Origin of the sequence: Nostoc sp. TCL240-02 (genome assembly GCF_013343235.1) — a bacterium.
GTDB lineage: Bacteria > Cyanobacteriota > Cyanobacteriia > Cyanobacteriales > Nostocaceae > Nostoc.
The window spans coordinates 7,530,176-7,553,451 of the sequence record NZ_CP040094.1 but is presented as its reverse complement, the minus strand read 5'-3'; the positions used below and the strand labels follow the sequence as shown (position 1 = coordinate 7,553,451).

Here is a 23,276-nt window from a genome sequence, read left to right as displayed (position 1 = left end):
TAGCCATCCTATTGAACCGTGAAAAAATGCGGTGACTCATCTTGAGCGATAATTGATTTAACTACAACGACAGATAAAAGGTCAAAGTCTACGATTTCTGATGTTAAATAGACATATTACAGTGATATTTTACCTCGGAAGCTCCCCCCAACTCATCTTAAATGGCTTGCTCTAATTCCCTCCTTTTTACGGAGAGTAAGGGAAACTCAAGCGGATTGGGGCATATTGGGCTAATAGTATAAGATGGATTGTCATAACATGGGATGACGGTATTGAGTCATAGCTCAATTTTTTTCCGTTTTCCCAGATTTAGGACGAGAAGTTTTCACTGGTTCTGAATTGTTTTGCAGAATTGCAATTTCTTTCTGTGCATCTTGATAACTATCTTTTTCGCCTTGCTGTTGGAATAGTTTTGCAGCTTTTTTGAAATCTGCGATCGCTCCCTCTTTATTTTTCTGCTTGGTGCGAATCACACCCCGGTTATAGTAGGCTAAGGCGTTGTTAGCATTGATTGCGATCGCTTGCGAATAATCTTGATTGGCAGCTTTTTTATTCCCCAGTTCAAGATAGGCGTTACCACGATTGTTGTAAGCTGCTATATTATTAGGATCTAGTTTCAGAGCTTCGCTGTAATCTTCAATAGCGCCTTTATAATCTCCAAAAGAAAAGCGGTGAATACCTCTATGGATATAAGCAGCAATAAATTTAGGGTCAATCTGTAAAATAGTATTGTAATCTTCAGTGGCTTCGACTTTATTTCCCAGATCGCTGAAAACATCACCTCGATTGAGATATGCTTCTATATATTTTGGATTAATGTTAATTGCATCTGTGTAATCTTTAAGGGCTGCATATTTTTGCTTATTAATAGATTGAGTTAAAGCCCTCTGATAATAAGCTTTGGCATCACTAGGATTAATTTTAATTACTGTATCAAAATCTTCGATTGCCCCTTGCTTGAGTCTGAGGCGACGGCGGATAATCCCTCGCTGTAAATAGGCTTCGGTATATTGAGGCTTGAGGGCGATCGCTTTACTAAAATCTCCAATTGCCCCTTTATTATCTTTCAATTGAACACGGGCTAACCCTCGCCCATAGTAAGGGTATGCATCATCAGAGTTTAATTTAATCGCTTGAGTATAGTCTGCGATCGCTTCTTTGTATTTGCCTAATTCCGAAAAAGCAAATCCTCGGTCAAAATAGGCATTACCATCTTGAGGATTGAGTAAAATGGCCTGACTAGAGTCTGCTTGTGCTTGCTCATAGTCTCCTAATCGATAATAAGCATCGCCTCGCTTATTATAAGCTAAAGCATTTTTCGGATCTAATTCAATAACGCGATTGAAATCTTCAACTGCTCCTTCATAATTTCCTGCATCATATTTATCTAGCCCTTCTTGATATAATTCTTTTTGAGCATTACTTATAGGCTTTGGTGAATTTAAAAACCGCACTCCTATACCAAGTATGATTAAGCCAGCTATCCCAGTTAAAACTATTAATAATTTTTTACCCGGCTGTTTTTGCGGAACTTCAACATCTGTTAACTTTTTCAGGTCATCTAAAACTTCGGTTGCATACTGGTAGCGCTTCCGATAGTCCAAACGCACCATTTTATTAATAATTTTTACTAGCTTTTTGCTAATTTTTACATTTTTGTTATACCAAAGTATTTCACCAGTCAGGCGATTTTTTTGATTTTGCAAATTAGATATTTCGTTTGCGGGTAAACCTAAAAGTGCTGCGATCGCAACCATACCTAAAGCATATATATCACTGTTATATTTAACATTGCCATTAGCTTGTTCTATAGGCATATATTCGAGATTTTCAGCATTATTAGTGATGGCTTCATTAAAATTACTAAAATCAACCAACACTAATTTTTTATCTGACTCTCTGCGAATAATATTTGCTGGTTTAATATTCCGGTGAATAACACCTAAGCTATGTACAATCACTAAAATTTCTAATATCTCTGATAAAAGATAAATTATTTGGTCTTCTCGTAGAGTTTGTCCCTGGATAATTTCCTCAGTAAAAGGATTACCAGGGATGAATTCTTGGACTATATAGAATTCTTCGTTTTCTTCAAAATAAGCAATTAGCTTCTGAATTTGGTTGTTTTCCTGCCCTAGTTTTTCTAAAGTTTCTGCTTTACTGGCAAACAAGCGAGGCAGAATAGTTAAGGCTTGAGAATTGCCGCTAGAACTACGTAACGGCTTGACTACAAATTGGCTCTCAGGAAGACTCGCATCTTCAACTAGATAGGTTTTTGCCTTTTCCCCATCATTTAGAACTTTTAGTATTCGGTAACGTCCATCTAGTAAATGAATAGGCATCAATATAAATATAGTCTTATAAATTGTTTGATTATAGCTTACGTGTTATTACTGGTACTATTTTTTTTGAAAAAATATTTAGTCAAAACAAATCAATGCCATTGTGGCAGGTAAAAGTATTAATTACTAGCTGATGCTGCATATTGCTAGCAATATTTTTTTTTATTAAAAGAATGTTATTGATTTAGTACGGTTATATACTAACAGACTTAAGTAAAATTTTGTGAGTTCAACGAGGCTTGGGATAAAAAAGTTAATCCATAGGGAGGATATTTTGATTGGGACTATTCAGCAATGCGACTGATGACAAATAATCTTAAAATAGGGTAAAAAAATAGCAGTTTGAATTATGTATAACCCCAGATAAGAAATCGGAAATGAACGTATTTGGGCGAAAAAAAGCCTTAGTAGCTACTGCGAAGCGTCAATTGATCAAAGCGCTCAATGACCGCGATATCCCTGCGATTAATAGCTTAGTTGTAAAGTTACAAAGCATTTTGAGAGCGGAAAAGTTAACTGATTTGATTGTTAATGAGGTAATGGTTGAATGCGATGCTGACAGCCACAGTTGGTTTTGTCAAATTTTTCTTGGACAAGCCCAATATGAACAGATGGAGAGAAAAGCTCAAAGTAACGTCTTTAAAATTCTAGTGAGTAAAGGTTTGGAACCGGGCAAAGACTTTAGCTCTGGGTGCGATCGCAGTATTATTATAGGCGATCGCGCCAAGCAAGTCTTACTTAGTGAAGTGCCCCAGGAGCATCAGACAGCATTTGAGGCACAGTTAGAATCCTCGCTAGTTTTAGATCCAGTTACCACCATCGAACAGCAGTTAGGGTGTGCATTTTTTACCAATTTGACTGAGATTGCCATTCAACAAATAGAGTTACTGAGTAATTCTCAAGCGGCTGCTTATCTAGGAGTGCTATTGGCTGGATTAGTATCGCGTCATCCTCAACTTAAAGATGCGGACTTTCCCACACGATTTATTGTCAATGCTCTCCAAGGACTGTCGCAAGAACGAGCAATGGCAATTTTGAACGATCCAGAGACAAATCCCCAGTTCGATGAAATGATTATTTTTGGGCATTTATTAGCAGCAATGGGAGATAAAGAATATCACCACATTGCTGAGGAAGAGGGTGGTATCAGTCTTGAACAACTCAAAAAACTTGATTTAGTTTGGTGTGGTGAACATCGGCTTTCAGAAATGGTAGCCATGATGGAAAAATGGCATTTCAAAGATAGATAATCAGCAATTTAAAATTCAAACTTTAGTTCTATACTGGCACGACAACTTTCTCACTACCAGCTAGTCCAAAAGCGGCATGAATGGCTTGCAAAGCTTTAACACCTTGCTCTTGTGCTACAACACAACTAATTTTTATTTCTGAGGTGGCAATCATTTGAATATTAATTTGCTGTTGGGCTAGCGCTTCAAACATTTTTGCAGCAACACCTGGTTGTCCCACCATACCTGCACCAACAATACTCACTTTAGCGATCGCACTATCTAAAACCACTTCACCCCATCCTAACTCTGCCGCTACTTGAGTAAGCATTTTTTTGGCATTTTCCCCGTCTATCCGCGAGACTGTAAAGGCAATATCTCGCCTAGGAACACCATCAATTACCCGACAGCGCTGAGATTGAATAATCATGTCAACGCTGATATTATGCTGTGCTAATAATCCAAATAACTTCGCCGCCATCCCTGGACGATCTGGCAATTGGCGAATAGCAAGACGCGCTTGATTCAAATCTAAAGCAACACCGCGAACGGGAGGAGAGGGGGGAGACAAGGGAGAGGGGGAAGACAAGGGAGAATTTTCTTCAATGATTCTTCCTTGTCCCCCTTGTCCCCCTTGTCCCCTTGTCCCCTCTTCTCCTGTCTCTATTTCAAAGGCGGTGCGAAGTGCAGTGACGGCGCGATCGCATTCTGCGGCATTGACTACACAACTTACTTTCACTTCGCTGGTGGAAATCATTTGAATATTCACACCTGCTTCGGCTAAAGTGGCGAACATTTTTGCAGCTACACCAGGACGGCCAATCATTCCAGCACCGGCGATGCTGACTTTGGCAATGTTATGTTCTAGCATTACCTCGGCTTCGTCAGATTTGGGGTTAGATGGATTTCTTAGTGCTGGGGCGATCGCTGCGGCTACTGCTTCGGCCCGTTTTAAGATTGGGGTGGTGACAGTAAAGGCAATGTCATTACTGTTACCTTCGTGAATTGACTGAATAATCAAATCTACGTCTACTTTTTGTCGGGAAATTTCGCCGAACAACCTTGCAGCTACGCCTGGTTTATCGGGTACGCGCAACAAAGCCACCTTCGCTTGATCGGTATCAAATTCTATAGCATCCACCGGACGGGCAATTTCGAGATTAATTAGCGATCGCCCTTGTGGTTTACCTGATGTCACCCAAGTACCTGGTTCATCTGTCCAACTAGACCTAACTACAAGGGGAACACCATAGTTCCGAGCAATTTCCACAGCACGGGGATGCAACACTTTTGCGCCCAAGCTAGCTAATTCCAACATTTCATCGCAGGTGATGGCATCCATCAATTGGGCTTCGGCTACTAAGCGGGGGTCTGTAGTTAGAATCCCTGGAACATCTGTATAAATTTCACAAAAATTAGCTCGTAATGCGGCTGCGATCGCCACTGCCGAAGTGTCAGAACCACCGCGCCCCAAAGTTGTAATTTCCATCTCTCCGGCGTTAGATGTGCCTTGAAACCCTGCTACTACAACTACTTTGCCTGTATTGATGTGACGAGTTAGGCGAGTAGTGTCAATATGCAAAATCCGAGCGCGGCTGTGTTCAGCTTCGGTAACAATTCCTACCTGAGTGCCAGTCATGGAAATTGCTGGTTGTCCGAGTTCCTGCAAAGCCATGCTGAGTAAGGCGATGGTTACTTGTTCGCCAGTGGAAAGCAGCATATCCATTTCCCGGCGGTTCGGATTGGGAGAAATTTCATTAGCGAGTTTGACGAGTCCATCGGTGGTTTTGCCCATTGCCGAAACCACTACTACCAGAGAGTTTCCAGCTTGAACAGTTTTATAAACACGCTGTGCGACAGCTTGAATGCGTTCCACTGAACCGACAGATGTACCACCGTATTTCTGAACTATGAGCGCCATAACTTTTATGCAATCAATTGTGTCTGTTTTGCTCAATGCCTCCGCCGGGTTAGGAAGCGTTGAAGATATTAATAGATATTTAGTTTACTAAAAATTGTGTAGCATACCCAATCATCAGTTGATTATTCAAAAACTACATCTTCGTAAAGTGCTGTCATTTTTTCTTCAAAATCCACGCTGTTGAGTCGAAATGATTGATGTTCTGCTGTATAGGATTGTAAAACCCACAACCCCTGCTCATTGCGGCGAAAACACTCGACTCGCTGACATTTTGTATTAATTAATATATACTCTTGCAAACTTTCTAGTGTTTGATAATCAGCGAATTTATCGCCCCTGTCAAAAGCTTCTGTAGAATTAGATTTAGTATAAATCGAATGATTTCCTCCTTTCCTTAATAAATAAAAGCCATTTTGTTCTAATCAGGCGCTAGCGCCGTTACACGATGACGAAAGTCTGAATTCCCTTGTTTTTTCCGTGGTTTACTCATGACTAAACTCAGCAACCTTTTGTTGAGTTTAGTCAATTAGTAGGCCCTTCTTGACAAGACTCTATTGTTATTAACTTGACACGAATGGCAAGATGCCCACCCCACAATCATATTGAAAAAATATTAGTGCAAATTAAAGGCACAATAGCTTAAAACATATAGGAGAGCTTGAATTAAATCCAGCTACCATCTCAATTAACTAGACAAGGGGCTTTTGCCCATTGCTATAGTGTACTAGTCTTATATACTAGAACTTTTCAGCAAACCTCAGACAGATGCTGTCAGTAGCTATTGTGGCAAATCAGCTTTAATTAGCCTCCGTCACCGTAGTTGCAATAGTAGCAGATCAAATTTCCCTGATGATTGTCTTTTTTTTGAGCTATCAAAGTAGGCAATTGCAGGCAGAGATAATGAAAATGCAGCAATTTTTGCAGTTCTTAACCCAGCAATTGACTCACTGGCGGCGACAGTACAAAGGACTACGCCGTAAAGGAAAGTTAATGAGAAGTCCCAAAAGTAAAAGCGATAGAAAGCAACTTTTAAGGACTTTCCTGAAGAATATAATCTTATTTTTATCCAAAACCAATGACAAAAGGGCTCGTCGAAAACAAGAAAGAGCGCTCCAGTCAAAGGCAAAATCGGTGACAACTAAGAGTAGTATTTATTCAGTCTGTTTAGATTGGGTGCATGAACACCGCTCCTTGGGAATTTTAGCGATCGCTGTATTATCCCTTACAGGCGTTATTGGGCAAAAATTATACAACCAAACTCAACTCCAAGTAGGACATCCCGCGCCCCAAACTATTACAGCGCCTTATACAGCTAAAATCGAAGATCAGAAAAAAACAGAAGCCGAGCGCAAAGCCGTCAGTAGAAGCTCCTTACAAGTGTTGATGCTGGATGCGCGAATGAACGAACAAATCAACGAAAATTTGCAACAACTTCTAGATGATGGTAACGAAATTCGCGCTGTTGCTGGAGCTTTTCCTTTTTTTGATTCTGTCGTTTTGTCCATCTCTACCCAACGTTACCTCCGCTCTTGTAATGACTCAGAATGGCAAGCGGTACTAGTTGCCGTAGAAAATAGTAAAAATCAGCAGAAGAAAGGAACAGGGCAAACCGCCGCCTCATCACGTCCATCATCAACTGAACGCCAACCGCGCACAACGTCACAAAAAACAGAGCCAGTTGATTTTTCTCAAAGTACTGATTTTACTCAAGCAGTTGCAGAACTAGAATCTTACCGTGTCACAACTTCTGAGAAAAACTTGTCTTTACTGATTGCCCAAATTTCCCAAACACGCAAAAGATACACCGAAGCGACTACCAAACTTTTACAGTTAGAGACTGTTACCCCAGAAGCAGTATACGAGGAATCCTTTCTTTTGGATTTGTCAGATGTGGAGTGGGAAAAAACACAAATGGGAATCCATCAGAGTGCAGAACGGATTCTCACCCAAGGCATCCCACAAGGACTGCCAAAAAATATCTTACAGGATGCGGTGAGTTTACAATTGCAGTCCCTTGTACCAGAATCCGCCGAACCTTTGGCAAAGAACCTGTTGCTCGCTGTACTCAAGCCGAATCTGCAAAAAGATGAAGAAGAAACGAGAGAAAACGCGCAAAAGGCTGCTGCTGGAGTGCCACCTGTGATGGAAGAGGTACGGCGTGGTGAGGTAATTGTTAAAAGAGGAGTGCAAATTACTGCATGGAACTTAGAGGTGCTGGAGCATTATCGCCTGGTTCGCCGAGAAGTAAAATGGCGGGGGTTGTTGAAGTTAGGAGGGGTAATTGCGATCGCCATTGGCATTTTTGTCTGGGTAGAACGACATGTTGATTATGAATTACGACAACGCGATCGCTTATTAGTTTTATTGCTAACTCTAAGTGTGCCAGGATTGGTGACAATGGGATTGCCTTACACCACTTGGAGCGCCCTTGGTTTATTGTTGGGAAGCTTCTACGGCCCGACTTTAGGGTTAACAGTTGTTGGACTGTTGTTGCCGATATTAGCTGTTATCTTGGATATGAGCAAAGTTGCGCTTTTAGCTGGTGCTGGTGGGGCAATATTAGGTAGTTACATAGCGCAACGATTGCGATCGCGTGAAGAATTGGCATTATTAGGGGTTGCGATCGCTTTAACTCAGGCCAGTATTTACTTGGTTGTTAAAATCTTAATTGGTCAAGCATTTGGTTCAACCTGGTATATCGTTCTCCGAGAAGCCGGGTTTTTTGCTTTATCCGGTTTAGGCTGGAGTGTTATAGCTTTGGGGTTAAGTCCTTATCTCGAAAAAGTTTTCGATTTGGTCACTCCCATCCGTTTAGCGGAGTTGGCGAACCCTAATCGGCCCTTATTAAAACGACTCGCTACAGAAACTCCTGGAACTTTCCAACACACATTATTTGTAGCTACCCTTGCCGAAGCTGCTGCCAAAGAACTAGGATGCAATGTTGAACTAGTTAGGGCTGGGACATTATATCACGATATTGGTAAAATGCACGATCCACTTGGATTTATTGAAAATCAAATGGGGGGGCCGAATAAACACGATACAGAGATTAAAGACCCTTGGAAGAGTGCAGAGATTATCAAAAAGCACGTAACTGAAGGGTTGGTGATGGCACGTAAACACCTTTTACCGACGGCGATTCAAGCTTTTATTCCAGAGCATCAGGGAACGATGCTAATTGCCTATTTCCATCACCAAGCCCAGCAAATGGCTCAGGAAGATCCAAGTTTAACAGTAGATGATGCAGATTTTCGCTACGATGGCCCGATTCCCCAATCACGCGAGACCGGAATTGTCATGTTAGCGGACTCTTGCGAAGCAGCGTTGCGATCGCTGCAAGCATCAGGTTCAGGTAAGGGTGTGGGAGAGAAGCCATTGCTTAAAGATGTCTCCACTGAACAAGCTTTAGCAATGCTGAATAATATTCTGCGTGCGAAATGGCAAGACAATCAACTCGTTGATTCAGGACTAAAACGGGAAGAGATGTCACAAATTGCCCAGATATTTGTGGATGTTTGGCAGCAATTTCATCACAAACGCATTGCTTACCCGAAGTTGAAAGCTAGTAACGTCGTGCGTAATTCGTAATTAAAGATTTCCAAAATACTGAATTGTTATTTCCTAACTTATCAATCTTAAAACCCGAAAAAATTATTATGGGTTAAACAAAAATGGCTACTTTAACTATTTGTTTACCAGACGAAAAACACAACAGATTAAAAGAACTTGCTCAAGCTAAAGGCATAAGTGTAAATAAGCTGATTGAAGAATTTTCCACCATAGCTCTAAAAGAATTTGATACCAATAGCAGATTTAAAGCAATGGCTGCAACTGGCAACCCAGAAGAAGGCTTGAGAATACTGGCTAAACTTGACGCTTTGACAGAATAAAAATAAGAAAGACTATAGCGCAATGATGCAACCAATCACCTAATTTGCGAGAAAAAGCTTAAAGCAGTTATGGAATCAAAAGCACGAATAGCCTCTAAAAGCATATATTGAGCCTTTACTGATTCAAACATCCCTCGTAAAGTCAAACATAAACCATTGATGAAACAACTCGATTTTCCGCATCTAGCATAAAGTCATAGGTATTTAGAAAATCAGACTGCCACTTTTCAGGCTTTTGACAAATTGCGAGTGGAAATCCTGCTAAATCAAACCATTGAATATCATCACCAATTTCTACTGGTACTACTCTCCAATTTTTACTTGGAGCTTTACTGAAATCTTTCAGCAGATTGACATTAATTTGATTAGGAGGTTTGGGAGTTGGTAAATGTCGTTCAACGTTAGAAAATGATTGCTCTACCCAATTTTTGATATTCACTGCATTAAGATATTCATTGGCTTCTGTTTCTCTTTCGCTAATGTAGTGATAGTAAGTTTGCGCTAATTCTTCAGCTTGTTTACGAGTTGTTACATCTTCTACTTTAGCAAGCAAGTATGCTGCTACTGGATCTAACGTTCCCCATACTATAAGTTCTTTCATCCAGAAAACAATCCAAGGTAGCCCAGTTTGTGACCAGTTTTCGAGAGATGATTCAACTAACTCGCCACCAAATGCTTCATCTATTGCTAGTGCAATAACACTTCCTAAGCCCCAGTTGAATTTATATCCGAAATTTTGACTAATATATGAATGCCAATTTGAAATTTGAGTCGGATTTGGTTTTTTAATTGCTTTGGTAGGATCAAGCCACCAACGTAATATTTCATTCCAAGTAGTATCGCCTGAAGTTTTCTTTGATGGAGTCTTCAGCTTAAATTTTGAAATTTCTCCGAGATCACCAACTACATTTTGAATATAGTTAAAGCGTTGGTCGTATGTCCAGATTATATAATTTTCACCTTTTTGTAACTGTTCTTTAAGTCTAGGATAAATAGTTAAAAGTTCATTTCCAGCACGCGGTGGCAGGCTGGTACGATACAAACGCCGACGCTGTGAATAATTACTATAAATTTCTGTTTTTAATGCTCTACCTCGCTTGATAAATAAATTTTCTAATCTTTCTTGTTCGTAACCAGCATAATATGCAAAGCTTCGTCGCCAAATTTTTTGAAGTTGTTCTTCCAACTCATTAGCGCTTAAATCTTTTGCTGTTAGATGCTCAATTTCGACAATTGCAGACAGTAAAATACTATCCAGTGAATCTAGAGTTTCAATTGCTGATGATTCTGCTTCAGAAAGATTATTGCTGTAAGATAGTGGTGCAGTTTGTTCGAGCCAGTCTAAAAAAGTATCTTGTGAACTAGAAAGAGAAATACTTTGCCATTGTTGCTCTAAATGAAGCAATAATTGAACTAAAGGGCTTGGAGAATTTGAAATTTCAGAATTGTCATTATTTTGTACTGTTAATTTTTCTATCAAAAAGTTGTATTTATCACGAGTCTTATTAGCATTATATTTGTCTTTATTATCTTTGATTTGCTCTATAGATTCAGTACTAAGCAAAACCACTAAGCTACGCCCTTCAGTCCCAAATCCAGGTCGTCCAGCCCGACCAACCAAATTACCAAATTCACGAGAATTAATGTCTATATACTTTTGATCGTTATCTGACCAACGTTGTAAGCTGGGAATTAGAACAGTTTCAAAAGGGAGATTAACGCCTTCAGAAAGTGTTGAAGTTGCTATAACCAGATGTATAATTCGCTCACTTATTAAATCGATTAGTAATCTAGCCATTAACCCAGGCATTTTTCCATGATGTATCACAATGCCCTTCTGTAGTAATTGGTATTCGCGGGAATCAGCACCAAAATAGTCTTCACAAGAGTCTAAACAATTCTCCCAAATTTTAACTTTTTCTGGTTCTGAAGGCGGTTGAAAAAAGAAAGGCTTTGATATTTTTGCCCATTTTTTATTTAAAAGATACAAAAAATCCTCAGCATAACCCCCAATTTGCTGTGTTATTGAAATCAGTACTGCTCGTTGCTGTACTTTATCATCTGGTGATGCTAAGTGCATAGCAGTCCAGAATAGATAAGGGCGAACACGCTTTCCAGAACTTTTGTGTGTTTCTAATGTACCAGCAGGGGGATATGTTAGAAATGGACTCTGAATGAAGGGTGTGGCTTGACCATCTTCCTCAAATCTTAACCTTCTACCATCAAGTAAGTCATAGTTTATTCTAAACCCTCTTCCTGTGAGACATTCAAGCCGGCCTATTAATTGGCGTGTACTTCTGTAATATGTCTTTGCTGGGCTAGCATTGGTTTGATTCTCTATCCAGCTTGCTAATGCTACTTCTGTTTCTGAAGCAACAGCGGATAGCGCAACAATTCGGCTGTGATTTTGTTCTACATAGGTAAACAGTCTTGCACCTAAAGATTCCAAGCGTAAGGCTCTATTTTCAGCTTTCTGCAAAGAATTTTTATTACCATCAAATTGAACTGTATGGGCTTCATCAAGTACAATAAGCGACACTCTACGGATAAATAGAGTCCCTAAAAATTTCATCAAAGCTTCTGCTTTTTCATAAGTGCAAATTAAAACTGTTGGCTGTTCTGATGTCAGCCATACATCTGTTGGCCCCCAGTCAGTACCTCCATATAACCCTGTAACTATGACATTGTTATTAGTGGAGCGCTTTAAAACACGAGACAAACTTGATTCAACTTCTGTGGCAAGCGCTCTGCTTGGCACTAAGTAAATTACTAAAGGAGCAGAGTTACTTAAGCTGTTAGAGTTTGTTGTTTCAAAAAACAAACTTTGCAAAATTGCAATTTCAGCTATCGTTGTTTTTCCTGAACCTGTAGGGGTACAGAGCGCAAATGATTCTGCTGTTGCTAGTCGTTCGATTCCACAAATTTGAGAACGCCATGCTAAAGCTTTACACTTTTGATAACTTTGACGTAAATAACGTTCTAAGAAATTTCTACCATTTGGAGTAATCATCTGAGAAAGCAATTCTAGATGATGTCGTAGAGAAGTTTGTATATATACAGACGTAACTTCAGCGCACAATTTTCCTAAAAGCCAAGAATAAGTGTCATGTCCATGAAGAAGCACCTTAGCAATATCAGAAAGTTTTTCAATAGCTTTTTCTAATCTTGATTCATTCCCCCAGCGCATTTTTGCACATAAAATTCCTAAAGAACTAGCAGTTTCTTTAACAATCAATTTGTTAAATCTGTCAGCAGATGTATCGTTGTCATCCCAAAGAAGACTTGTTTCAGTTTGGAAATTTGATGATGTTGCAGTTGCCCAATATTCTGTCAGCTGTTGCAATAAACTGGGAAAATCAGCTTTTAGCAAAGAACGTAGAATTTCTGACTCTATCCCCTCATTTATATCTTCATTGAGTAAACCCGCAGCTCTAGCAGGATAACCAGCAAGTTCATACACAGCTGCTGCAAGTAAACGAATTGGTAAAAAATCCGGGTTTAGTTGGGGATGAGATAGCCATTCAAATAACTCACCAGCCCGTAGCATTCCATTACGCCAGTTAATATCTCCAGCTTCTCGCTGGATAAATGCAGCCTCAATAAGGCGCATAGCATCATTTAATCTTTCACCTGCTTCATCTTCTCGCCACCCAATTAATCCCTTTCCTCCTGCGCGAAGTCTAGTATGTTGGCTATAAAGTTTTGCAATTGCTGGTGTTAGTCTGCTACCTGCAAGACTATTTTGTAGTTCTTTCGCTAAAGCAATGACTTCGTTACTTGGTTGAGTCATCTCATTTTGCAGAACTTCACCCTCTACTATGACATCAGAGGTGGCAAAAGCAAACTCTGCATCATCTGGTTGTTGAACTGTCTGGGTAGAAATATTTACTGAATATGTTGTACTTGTTGGCTGATTATAGACAGTTTTAATAAGATTTTCAACTTCATGTAGGTGAATTTCAACTGCTTCAAGTCTTCTTCCTCCTGTATATTTTTCGTGCGCTGTATTGGTGGATATCCAGGCTAATTTTTTGACAGGATGTTGACCACATATATAACTAACTAAATCGCAGCGTTTATAAATTTGGTTATTTTTTTCTTGTCGTAAAAGTCTTAGAGCATTAACCCATTCTGATGAAAAAGAATCATTATAATCTAGTAGAATTTCTATTAGTTGCAAAATATCAACTGACTTTATATTTGCAGCACTTGCTTTTTTATGCGCCTCAGATATCATATCTGTATCATGTTTCGCTGTGCATTTAGCTTCACAAGCCAAATAACCAATTATTTCTCCTTCAAAATTACGCCGAAAAGCAAGACAATCATCACCTGTACGTCCAGGTTGGTTCTTGGCACTTTCTCCAGTTTGATTTATAAATTCTAAATGCTGAAACACAACTGGATGAAATCGAAAAAGGAAAGCAGGAACTTCCCAGTCATCATGTTCAAAAGGAGAAAAGTTTTCAGCAATAATTCCTGCAAATATTTCTCCAAAAAAACCTTTAAGAGTCTGGATGTGAAGACATTCCGAATAACCTTCGCTGGGATTGCTTTCTGAAAAATCTGCAAATGGAGCGAGAGAATTTCCTGCTAATTTACGAAGGCGATATCGAGCATCTTCATGGGCTTTTTGAACGATTAATATTAATTCATTGAGAATTATATCTCGTTGGCTTTTATCTTCTTTGAGCAGACGATGTGTGTACCGCTTATCTTCAGATTCACTAACTGAGTTAGATAACCACTTTGATATTCCGTTAAATCTAGTGATTTTTTGTCTTTCTTTCATTTAAGATACTCTCTAATATTAATCAGATTTACAATATAAGCTTTTAACTTAGATACTTTTAAAAGTATATGTAAAATTTAATACTAAAAGATTAATAACAACCTAGTATGTCAACCAAGTGCTACGCTACAGTTAGCAAGATTGAGAGTCAACTATGACTGCCCTGATTCTGAACCTCAGCCCCACCATTGAACTAACAGATGAGCAGTTCTTCCAACTGTGTCAAAATAATCGAGATTTGCGACTTGAGCGCACGGCAGAGGGAGAATTAATTATCATGCCCCCAACTGGATGGGAAAGCGGAAATCGCAATAGTAGACTCACACAGCGTTTAGGTAATTGGGCTGACGCTGATGGCACAGGTTTGGCTTTTGACTCCTCAACGGGTTTCAAGCTCCCTAATGGTGCAAATCGTTCTCCTGATGCATCCTGGGTAAGCCGGGAGCGATTAGAAGCCCTGAATCCAGACCCCGCAAGATTCCTACCACTGGCTCCTGATTTTGCCGTAGAATTGCGCTCTGCTTCAGATAGCTTAAAGACTGTGCAACAAAAAATGCAGGAGTATATCGATAACGGTATGCGTTTAGGCTGGCTGATTGATCCACAAAACCAACAGGTAGAAATTTACCACCAAGGACAGCATGTTGAGGTTTTACAATCGCCTACTAGCTTATCAGGAGAGGATGTATTGCCTGGATTTATACTGGATTTAGCACAGATTTTGAGTTAAGCGATCGCAGTTTCCCAATATTCATCACCTAATTCCCAGTACGTCGCACCCCAGCCACAATAAAATTAACTGCTGCTTGAGTATGCTGCTCAATCATTTCTGGACTCAGCAGTTGCAAATCGGGTCTAGTATGCTTGATGTTTTCGTAAGCGTTGAAGTACATATTACAAACCCCAATAATATGCAGAGTGGTGAGAAATGGATCAATCTGACGGAAATAACCTTCTGCCATCCCCCGCTCTAAAATCTTGATGAGATAGCTAAAATTTTCTTGCCAGTTTGCCTGTTTGAAATACTTTCCCTGATTTTGGTTGGCTTCTTGAAACCAAAGCATTCCTCTGTGCGGGTGAGCAGCTTCATAAGCGATCGCTTCTTTAACAAGTAGCTTCAATGCCTCCTCTGGTGGAAACTGATCCAGATTTAGCTGTCCTAACCCTTCGTGCATCTCCACCGCCGGACGTTGCAGAACAGCTTGGTATAGTCCTTCCTTGCTCTGGAAGTAGTAGTAAATCATCGCTGTGGTGACACCAGCACCTTTAGCGATCGCCTCTGTCCGCGCCCCTTGAAGTCCATTTCTGGCAAACTCCGCTTCCGCCGCATCAAGAATCTGCTTTTTCGTCGCTTCTGCATCACGCACCTGACGCGGCTTTTTAGATGAAAATTTTGATTGCGTTGAACGACCCACGTTGCTCCATCATCATAACGAAAATATATTAACTAAAAAATTGGTTAGTAGTTGACATAGAAAATGAAATTTATTACATTAATATCAACTAACTAAATTTTTAGTTAGTTGTATAACTCATCCATGCAGTAGCCGAAGTCAGCCAAGTAAATGCTTGGTAGTGTTAGTTCGTCCATTGCAGATAAGACTTTAATTTCCCAATTGACATTCAAAATAGCAATGTAGGGCAACTGACACCAGCTTGTCCACAACTTTTAATTTCCAAGATTGCGTTACCTTTTGCTAACGCATCTATCGAACTTCAATAAATTAAATTATCAATATTTTGGAGGAAAAATGGAACCAATTTTACCAGGTGCGCCTTGGTTAATCGCGCACAAATCTACATTAGGAGTGAATAAACCTAATAAAATCACTTTAAACGGACAGGATTATGTCATTTGGCAAAACCCAAAAGGCGAAGTATTTGCCCTTGATAACATCTGCCCACACATGCAAGCTCCATTATCAAACGGCTGGGTTTGCCAAGAAAGAGATACTATTACTTGCCCTTTTCATGCACTAGAATTTGATGGACAAGGCAGACTACAGCAAGGAGATAAAAAAGATAATCAGCCAATTACCAAACCATTAAAGCTAATTATTAGCAATGATTGTATCTGGACTTATGCTGGATTTGAGCCAAAATTACCCATCCCAGATTTGCATCAAAAAATTGTCGATGAATACGATTTTCTTGGAGTAACTGGGGATAAAAGTATTCAGGGTAACTTCTTGAGTAATCTGATGGTTAATTATGACTACAACCATCAAAATGGGACTCATAAAGAACTATTTAAAATTAAATATTGCCATGTCACTTCTTTTGAAGAGAAAGGATACTATGCCACAATTAAACAAGATTTGAGGAGAGATAATAATACACTAGAAGAAATTATAAAAAACCCAATTTTAGGCATTTTACCAAAAAACCTCAATAACACACTCAAATACGCTTTTCCTTCAACTACTAGTTTTTTTACTAAAACACCGATTGGTGATATTGCTCAAATTCATATTCTCTACCCTGAAACAGAAAAAATCACCAAGACGTTTATTTTGATGTATGCCAAAGTAGTTAATCCTTTGATGAAATTTCTGTTTAAAAACTCAGTTTTACAAGCAGCAGCCACAGTCATTGAACAGGATACAGGTGCAGTTGAGAGTTTGTATCCTCGGCAAAAACCGAAAATTAAATTGCCAAATGAAGAGATTATGTTCTATGCAGAAAAACTTTACCGTGATTGGTAATTTGGATTTACAAAGCTTAACTGCGCTTTACAATTAAGTAGATACTGTAGCTAATTCCTGCTAGAGGTACTTAAATATGCAGCAGCTAAAATCCGCCGAAGAAATTCCTGGTAGCTATGGCTTACCCATTTTGGGGGAGACTTTGGAAATATTTCGGGATTCAGAGTTGTATTTATGGCGACGATTCCAGCAGTATGGTTCAGTTTTTAAAACGAGCGTCTTGGGGCGTAAACGTGCTTATTTAATTGGCCCTAGTGCTAATCGGTTGGTACTGGCGGAACAAGCGGAAAATATGTCGTCGCAGATAGGGTGGTATTTCCTAGAATCAACATTTGGCAATAATATTTTATTACAAGATGGGGAAGAACATCGGTTAACTCGTCGCTTAATGTATCCAGCATTTCACGGAAAAGCGATCGCTACATACTTCGATACCATTCAAAAGATTGTGCAAGACTTCTTTAAAGATTGGGGAGAGCAGAGAACGATTTCCTTAAATTCTAGTTTCCGTCAGCTTACCCTGATGGTTGCGACTCGCCTATTTTTGGGAAGTCAGAACAAGAGCGAAGTTGAGCAAACCAGTCAGTGGTTTACACAACTGTTAGATAGCAGCATGGCAATATTCAAATGGAATCTCCCTTTTACTTTATATGGTCGCGGTCAAAATGCTAGGGGTAAATTAGTGGCTTTCTTGCGTGAAGCAATCGCCCAACGTATCGAGCAGGGTAACTTAGAAGAATCAAAAGATGTTTTGGGATTACTACTAGCGGCTGTTGATGAAGACGGCAATAAGTTGAGCGAAACACAGGTAATCAACGAAGCATTACTATTGCTGTTTGCTGGACATGAGACAACAGCTTCATTACTAACTTGGGTAATATTTGAATTAGGTAATCACCCAGAATGGCGAGAGCGGCTGCGCCAAGAACAATTAACAGTTGTGGGAAATAATCCCCTGAGCCTGTCTCATCTCAAACAATTTCCACAGTTAACCAACGTACTAAAAGAAGCAGAAAGACTCTATCCGCCTGTGTATGCCTATAATCGTGGTGTCCTCAAGGATATTGAGTATGGAGGCTATCGCATCCCAGCAGGTTGGTTTGTGACCAGAAATGTTGAATGCTGATACAAAACTTTACATTATTAGTTACACTAAGTCTCAAAAGCTTAAATTAGTCAGCAAAACATCATCTCCTCAAACCAATGAACATAGCTGATTTTCTGACACATACAAGATTGAAGATAGCGGAATTTATCTAATAGTGTATGTCCCCATTGTTCGGGAATAGATAAAAGCTGTAAAATCAGATAGGCTATCAAGCTCACGTAAATTTGTATGGTAATACCATTGACGTTTTTGGTAATGAGTTTGTCAAGTTTTAAGTGCATCTTTAAAAACTTCCACAACAATTCAACTCCCCAACGTAATCGATAAATATCCCTAATTTCATCATCATGAACAGCTGCATCTCCCGACTCTGGTAAATTAGTCACTAAGCGAAACTCGGTTTTTGTCTCTAAATCACAGAAATTAATTACTCTATAAGCTTGAGCATCATCAGATGCACCAACTTTGACCAATCCATTTGAGCCATCAAATTCTAGTTTCCAATTGTTTTTTATCCGCAAAACAAAATATTTGTTTTCTTGTACTAATTCTTGGATAAATTTTAATCCAGCAAAACCCCTATCCATTACTCCAACAGCATTTATTGGGAGACTAGACATCATTTTGGAACCAAATTTATAATCATGGTCATGTCCAAAATTGATGAAGTTATCTTCTGGGCTTCCTGTGGAGAGATTTAAGGAACTAAACAGCTTGACTTGATGATGACCTAGTACCCATAACAATTTACTTGTGAGAGTAATAATTGTTGAATCTATTGGACAAATTGCATATTTATTGTGTAACTTTTTTTGAACTTTCTTCTGTACTAATTCATTTAATTTTTGGTAAATCTCTTGAAAAGGTTTTTGGCTTCGATGTAAATTTGCTTTAGAGAAAGTAGAAATATCTACCTCAAAACAATTGTTATTTAATCTGTTAAACAAATCTCGCATACTTGTTAAGCTGTTATCCAGGGCATAGGATAGCCAGCACTCAAAAAACAGACGACTGTTCAATACTGGATAATCGTTTTTTGGCAGGCTTTTCAGTATATCTTTGACAATTTTGGGAAATGAATTTATAATCACAATCAAACTAATATATTTTAAGCCTTAGCCCAAAACTACCATATTTTGGGCTATTTTTATCGGATTTTTCTTAACATTCAACACTTCTGGTTTGTGACTATTTCGCCGATGCTGACTCACCGTTTACCAGAACTGTACACCGAACCCGATCGCTTCGACCCCGATCGCTTTGCACCACCTCGTGAAGAAGATAAGAAACATCCCTTAGCATTAGTGGGTTTTGGTCATGGTTCGCACAGCTGTTTAGGTATGGAATTTGCCCAGATGGAAATGAAAATTGTGCTTTCCACACTACTTCGCCATTACGACTGGACAGTAAAACCGGATTATTCTGCGATCGCTCCAGTTCGTCAGCCTTCTAAAATTAAAGATACTCTACAAGCATATATTGAGCTTTTGGTGATAAAGCATCCCTTGGATAGTCAAACATAAATCTTTGATGAAACAAATCGATTTTGCGTCTCTACCCAGGTTGATACTGAAAGCTTTGATTTTGCTTAAGTTGATAGCATAAACAATTTGAACCCCCATACGGTTTGGATAAGCATTTTTCCTTTTCCTTGTGGTCTAGGGAAAGGGTAAAGGATGTATTTAAAACTTTCCCCTTTAACCGAACCGTATTGTCTTATGCCCCTACCTGATAATCCAATACGGTTCAAAGCGCTACTTGTACAAAATCATGGGTTTTGAGACGCGATAAATCGCCGTCTCTACAAGTATTTTGGTTTTATCTGAACTATATTGCCTGATAATCTACAAACTAAAATCCTAATTTCTCCAACACTGGCTTGGTGGAAACAACGTGCCGTTCTAAACCCAATTCTTTTGGACTAACCCCAAGTGCTAAAGCAATCAACTGGGGTAAATGCAATACTGGTAAACCTAACTTTTGCTCAATTACCTTTTCCACCTCTGGCTGACGTGAGTCTAAATTTAAATGGCACAGTGGACAAGGTGTAACTATACAGTCAGCACCAGATGTCAAAGCGTCCTGAATATGCATCCCCGCCATCTTGAAAGATTGGGTAGTGGCATAGCTAGCAAGAGGCCAACCACAACATTGTGTCCGGCCTCGGTAATAAATTGGTGTTGCACCCACCGCCCGAAACATATTTTCCATCGCTTCTGGTTGGAATGGGTCGTCATAAGGCATGGATTTTTGGGCGCGGAGGAGATAACAGCCATAAAAAGCCGCGCATTTTAATCCAGTTAACTTCCGGGTGACACGTTTGGTAATTTCCTCTAAACCGTAATCTGTCACCAAAGCGTAGAGAAGATGTTTAACGTCAGTACTGCCGCGATAAGGCGAACAGCCTTCCTTATGCAGCAAGCCATTAACCTGTTCAATGTATGTAGGGTCAGAAGTCTGGCATTCTTTCAGGTGTTCGTTTACATGACCAATAACACCTTGACAAGTACTGCAATGGGTAAGTAGGGGCAAATTTAATTCTTCTGCTAGGGCGATATTTCTAGCGTTGACTGTATCTTCTAACAGTTGAGAATCTTCTTTGAATGTGCCCGAACCACAGCAAGCAGCTTTTTTAAGTTCAACCAATTCAATACCTAGTGCTTTGGTAAGGGCTTGAGTTGACTGGTAAAGTTCCCGACAGGCCCCTTGAGCCACACAACCAGGGAAATAAGCGTACTTGAGTTTGAGTGTCTGAGATAGCATAGAGGTATATTTGGGTTAGAGCGATCGCTCTAAACAATAACTGTTTTATTACTTCCTTGTTAGCACCAAAATTATGATGTTTGACCTTCAGCGATTCTTTAACCATCTAGGTTCAAAGCCGCAGCGTCTAAATATTCTGATTGCTAGCAAGGCTGTAAATACCGATCGAGACATTGTAAAAAAATTTAGCAATAATTGACAATAAAAGCATTTACACGGTATCGGCGATGGCGTAGCCCGCTCCCATAAACAACTGTTCCCAGAAAAGTTACCCTATTCTTTTGAGGAACAGGAGAGGTTTTCTAACAGAAAAACTCTTGGTAGTATACGGGCGATCGCGCTTGACGATAAGATGTATATGCTCAAAACAATGTCTTCTCTAAAGAGTAGATCCTAGCAACTGGTTAAGGACTTTTATTATTTATGAGCCAAACGGAACTTTTTGAAAAGGTCAAGAAAATCGTCATCGAACAACTGAGTGTTGAAGATGCTTCCAAAATCACTCCACAAGCTAAGTTTATGGAAGATTTAGGAGCTGATTCCCTGGATACTGTTGAACTCGTGATGGCTTTGGAAGAAGAATTTGATATCGAAATTCCCGACGAAGCTGCCGAGCAGATTGTATCGGTTCAAGACGCAGTAGATTACATCAATAACAAAGTTGCTGCATCAGCTTAAAAAAGTTTTGAGTCTCTGTTCGCCCTTGCAGTCTCCGATTGGGAGAAGTTCAGATGGCTTTGTCTCGCTCCCTCTGGGCGTTTATGGCAAAAACCACTGCTTTGACTTTTAACTGAGTGCTGAACAGTTAAAAGTTTAGGAGTTAGAGTTTTCGGAGGCAAAAGTTCGGAGTTTTCTCCATCTTTGGGTGCTTCCAAAACTCAGAACTCAGGACGGGCTAAACCCTAGCTATCCGCTAACATAACTCAGCACTGTTTAATGCCTGCTGCTTTTTCGCCACCTTTAACTGAATCATGACAGATCATACACGTAAACGCGTTGTTGTAACTGGTGTTGGCGCGATTACACCGATAGGTAACACAGCAACAGAATATTGGGATGGATTATTAAGTGGACGCAATGGCATTGACTACATCACATTTTTTGATGCGTCTAGCCATGATTGCCGCATTGCTGGTGAGGTAAAAAACTTCGATCCACATGATTACTTGGAGCGCAAAGATGCCAAGCGCATGGATCGATTTGCCCAATTTGGGGTTTCAGCAGCAAAACAAGCTATAGCTAACGCGCAGTTAGTTATTAATGAACTGAATGCAGAACAGGTAGGTGTCATGATCGGTTCTGGCGTTGGCGGCATTAAGGTATTAGAAGACCAGCAAACGATCTACCTCAACCGTGGGCCCGATCGCTGTAGTCCATTCATGATACCGATGATGATCGCTAATATGGCAGCAGGATTGACGGCAATTCACACGGGTGCTAAAGGCCCTAATTCCTGCCCTGTAACTGCCTGCGCTGCTGGATCTAATGCTGTAGGCGATGCGTTCCGCTTAATTCAAGGGGGATATGCCAAAGCAATGATTTGCGGCGGAACAGAAGCAGCTGTGACACCATTATCAATGGCTGGGTTTGCTGCCTGCAAAGCCCTTTCTTTTCGCAATGACGATCCGGCTCATGCTTGCCGCCCCTTTGACCGCGATCGCAACGGATTTATATTAGGTGAAGGTTCAGGAATTTTAATTCTAGAAGAACTGCAACACGCCCTAAGTCGCGGCGCTCACATTTATGCCGAAATGATCGGCTATGGTATGACCTGTGACGCATACCATATCACTTCCCCCGTCCCTGGCGGATTAGGTGCAGCGAGAGCCATAGAACTGGCGCTCAAAGATGCTAATATAACTCCCGAAAAAATTAGCTATATTAATGCCCACGGCACTAGTACCCCGGCGAATGATTCAACTGAAACCTCAGCCATCAAAAAAGCCTTGGGAGAACACGCCTATAAGGTGGCAATTAGCTCGACCAAATCGATGACAGGTCATTTATTAGGCGGTTCTGGAGGTATTGAAGCTGTGGCAACAGTACTAGCGATCGCTAATGACCAAATTCCACCGACAATTAATCTGGAAAATCCCGATCCAGAATGTGACTTAGATTACGTGCCTAACTACAGCCGCGCTCAAAAAGTCGAGGTGGCAATATCCAATTCTTTTGGGTTTGGCGGTCATAATGTCACACTGGCCTTTAAGAAATACGTTTAAAAGAGGCAGGGGAGCAGGGAGCAGGGGAGACAAGGGGACAAGGAGATAAACAAAACTCCTAACTCTTAACTCTTAACTCTTAACTCAGCACTCCTAACGCCCAATGCCCAAAGTATCAGAAATATCATTCCGATATAACTTAAGCGTTCAGCATGACCCAATTATCAGCTTGATTTATCACCATAAACTCAGGAGATCCCGCTTGTCCATCGACAAGCGGGAGTGGGATGATGAGGATACTGTGGGGAATCTAAAATAACCCCAGCAAGAGAAGCTACGAAGAGTGCTAACCCGTCGTTAAAAA

At 40.1% G+C, this 23,276-nt stretch carries 16 protein-coding genes and 1 pseudogene; 9 read left to right on the top strand and 8 right to left on the bottom strand.

Annotated features, from left to right (window positions below):
* Window positions 1-284: 284 nt before the first annotated feature.
* The gene (locus FBB35_RS32385) at window positions 285-2,342 is read right to left on the bottom strand and encodes a tetratricopeptide repeat protein (RefSeq protein ID WP_174713125.1); all 2,058 of its coding nucleotides are present in this window, start codon (window positions 2,340-2,342) and stop codon (window positions 285-287) included.
* Between the two features lie 377 nt (window positions 2,343-2,719).
* Between FBB35_RS32385 and FBB35_RS32380 the strand changes: the two genes are divergently transcribed.
* On the top strand, window positions 2,720-3,592 hold the full coding sequence (locus tag FBB35_RS32380; protein ID WP_174713121.1) for a hypothetical protein: 873 nt from the start codon (window positions 2,720-2,722) through the stop codon (window positions 3,590-3,592).
* Window positions 3,593-3,620: 28 nt separating this feature from the next.
* On the opposite strand, the gene FBB35_RS32375 is transcribed toward FBB35_RS32380, so the two are convergent.
* Together FBB35_RS32375 and FBB35_RS32370 are read right to left on the bottom strand one after the other, a co-directional pair.
* Window positions 3,621-5,492, bottom strand: a complete 1,872-nt coding sequence (locus tag FBB35_RS32375) for an aspartate kinase (RefSeq protein WP_174713119.1) — start codon at window positions 5,490-5,492, stop codon at window positions 3,621-3,623.
* Window positions 5,493-5,614: 122 nt separating this feature from the next.
* Window positions 5,615-5,854 (bottom strand): annotated as a pseudogene (locus FBB35_RS32370) (Uma2 family endonuclease); the annotation flags it as partial.
* A gap of 538 nt (window positions 5,855-6,392) precedes the next feature.
* On the opposite strand from FBB35_RS32370, the gene FBB35_RS32365 reads away from it, so the two are divergent.
* On the top strand, window positions 6,393-9,080 hold the full coding sequence (locus FBB35_RS32365) for an HD family phosphohydrolase (RefSeq protein ID WP_174713117.1): 2,688 nt from the start codon (window positions 6,393-6,395) through the stop codon (window positions 9,078-9,080).
* Between the two features lie 83 nt (window positions 9,081-9,163).
* Complete coding sequence (locus tag FBB35_RS32360) at window positions 9,164-9,382, top strand: toxin-antitoxin system HicB family antitoxin (protein WP_174713114.1); 219 nt, start codon at window positions 9,164-9,166, stop codon at window positions 9,380-9,382.
* Window positions 9,383-9,524: 142 nt separating this feature from the next.
* On the opposite strand, the gene FBB35_RS32355 is transcribed toward FBB35_RS32360, so the two are convergent.
* Entirely contained in the window at window positions 9,525-14,174 is a 4,650-nt protein-coding gene (locus tag FBB35_RS32355) for a DEAD/DEAH box helicase (protein WP_174713111.1), read from the bottom strand.
* A gap of 154 nt (window positions 14,175-14,328) precedes the next feature.
* Between FBB35_RS32355 and FBB35_RS32350 the strand changes: the two genes are divergently transcribed.
* Window positions 14,329-14,904 carry a Uma2 family endonuclease gene (locus FBB35_RS32350; protein ID WP_174713107.1) on the top strand — a complete coding sequence of 192 codons (576 nt, stop codon included), beginning with the start codon at window positions 14,329-14,331 and terminating at the stop codon, window positions 14,902-14,904.
* 28 nt (window positions 14,905-14,932) lie between these two features.
* On the opposite strand, the gene FBB35_RS32345 is transcribed toward FBB35_RS32350, so the two are convergent.
* Together FBB35_RS32345 and FBB35_RS32340 are read right to left on the bottom strand one after the other, a co-directional pair.
* Window positions 14,933-15,589: a TetR/AcrR family transcriptional regulator gene (locus FBB35_RS32345; RefSeq protein WP_174713104.1), complete on the bottom strand. Its 657-nt coding sequence runs from the start codon at window positions 15,587-15,589 to the stop codon at window positions 14,933-14,935.
* Window positions 15,590-15,693: 104 nt separating this feature from the next.
* A complete protein-coding gene (locus FBB35_RS32340) occupies window positions 15,694-15,840 on the bottom strand; it encodes a hypothetical protein (protein ID WP_174713101.1) in 147 nt (48 codons plus the stop codon).
* Between the two features lie 85 nt (window positions 15,841-15,925).
* Here FBB35_RS32340 and FBB35_RS32335 point away from each other — a divergent pair, with 85 nt between their 5' ends.
* Window positions 15,926-16,879 (top strand): Rieske (2Fe-2S) protein, encoded by a 954-nt coding sequence (locus FBB35_RS32335; RefSeq protein ID WP_174713099.1) that lies wholly within the window; start codon window positions 15,926-15,928, stop codon window positions 16,877-16,879.
* Window positions 16,880-16,955: 76 nt separating this feature from the next.
* The gene (locus tag FBB35_RS32330; RefSeq protein ID WP_254625756.1) at window positions 16,956-18,005 is read left to right on the top strand and encodes a cytochrome P450; all 1,050 of its coding nucleotides are present in this window, start codon (window positions 16,956-16,958) and stop codon (window positions 18,003-18,005) included.
* Window positions 18,006-18,055: 50 nt separating this feature from the next.
* On the opposite strand, the gene FBB35_RS32325 is transcribed toward FBB35_RS32330, so the two are convergent.
* The gene (locus FBB35_RS32325) at window positions 18,056-19,078 is read right to left on the bottom strand and encodes an IS4 family transposase (RefSeq protein WP_174708137.1); all 1,023 of its coding nucleotides are present in this window, start codon (window positions 19,076-19,078) and stop codon (window positions 18,056-18,058) included.
* Between the two features lie 93 nt (window positions 19,079-19,171).
* Between FBB35_RS32325 and FBB35_RS32320 the strand changes: the two genes are divergently transcribed.
* Window positions 19,172-19,510 carry a cytochrome P450 gene (locus tag FBB35_RS32320; protein ID WP_302480939.1) on the top strand — a complete coding sequence of 113 codons (339 nt, stop codon included), beginning with the start codon at window positions 19,172-19,174 and terminating at the stop codon, window positions 19,508-19,510.
* 328 nt (window positions 19,511-19,838) lie between these two features.
* Here the strand turns inward: FBB35_RS32320 and FBB35_RS32315 are convergent, their stop codons facing one another.
* Entirely contained in the window at window positions 19,839-20,750 is a 912-nt protein-coding gene (locus FBB35_RS32315; RefSeq protein ID WP_174713096.1) for a CoB--CoM heterodisulfide reductase iron-sulfur subunit B family protein, read from the bottom strand.
* 423 nt (window positions 20,751-21,173) lie between these two features.
* Between FBB35_RS32315 and acpP the strand changes: the two genes are divergently transcribed.
* Both acpP and fabF read left to right on the top strand, forming a co-directional pair.
* A complete protein-coding gene (acpP, locus tag FBB35_RS32310) occupies window positions 21,174-21,428 on the top strand; it encodes an acyl carrier protein (protein WP_012410880.1) in 255 nt (84 codons plus the stop codon).
* Window positions 21,429-21,721: 293 nt separating this feature from the next.
* A complete protein-coding gene (fabF, locus tag FBB35_RS32305; protein ID WP_174713094.1) occupies window positions 21,722-22,972 on the top strand; it encodes a beta-ketoacyl-ACP synthase II in 1,251 nt (416 codons plus the stop codon).
* The last annotated feature ends 304 nt before the right edge of the window (window positions 22,973-23,276 follow it).

Excerpts from the sequence above, each read along its gene's own strand:
- FBB35_RS32355 (WP_174713111.1), bottom strand. The coding sequence starts at position 14,174 with ATGAAAGAAAGACAAAAAATCACTAGATTTAACGGAATATCAAAGTGG.
- FBB35_RS32385 (WP_174713125.1), bottom strand. The coding sequence starts at position 2,342 with ATGCCTATTCATTTACTAGATGGACGTTACCGAATACTAAAAGTTCTA.
- FBB35_RS32365 (WP_174713117.1), top strand. The coding sequence starts at position 6,393 with ATGAAAATGCAGCAATTTTTGCAGTTCTTAACCCAGCAATTGACTCAC.
- FBB35_RS32350 (WP_174713107.1), top strand. The coding sequence starts at position 14,329 with ATGACTGCCCTGATTCTGAACCTCAGCCCCACCATTGAACTAACAGAT.
- FBB35_RS32360 (WP_174713114.1), top strand. The coding sequence starts at position 9,164 with ATGGCTACTTTAACTATTTGTTTACCAGACGAAAAACACAACAGATTA.
- fabF (WP_174713094.1), top strand. The coding sequence starts at position 21,722 with ATGACAGATCATACACGTAAACGCGTTGTTGTAACTGGTGTTGGCGCG.
- FBB35_RS32380 (WP_174713121.1), top strand. The coding sequence starts at position 2,720 with ATGAACGTATTTGGGCGAAAAAAAGCCTTAGTAGCTACTGCGAAGCGT.
- FBB35_RS32335 (WP_174713099.1), top strand. The coding sequence starts at position 15,926 with ATGGAACCAATTTTACCAGGTGCGCCTTGGTTAATCGCGCACAAATCT.
- FBB35_RS32375 (WP_174713119.1), bottom strand. The coding sequence starts at position 5,492 with ATGGCGCTCATAGTTCAGAAATACGGTGGTACATCTGTCGGTTCAGTG.
- FBB35_RS32315 (WP_174713096.1), bottom strand. The coding sequence starts at position 20,750 with ATGCTATCTCAGACACTCAAACTCAAGTACGCTTATTTCCCTGGTTGT.
- FBB35_RS32330 (WP_254625756.1), top strand. The coding sequence starts at position 16,956 with ATGCAGCAGCTAAAATCCGCCGAAGAAATTCCTGGTAGCTATGGCTTA.
- acpP (WP_012410880.1), top strand. The coding sequence starts at position 21,174 with ATGAGCCAAACGGAACTTTTTGAAAAGGTCAAGAAAATCGTCATCGAA.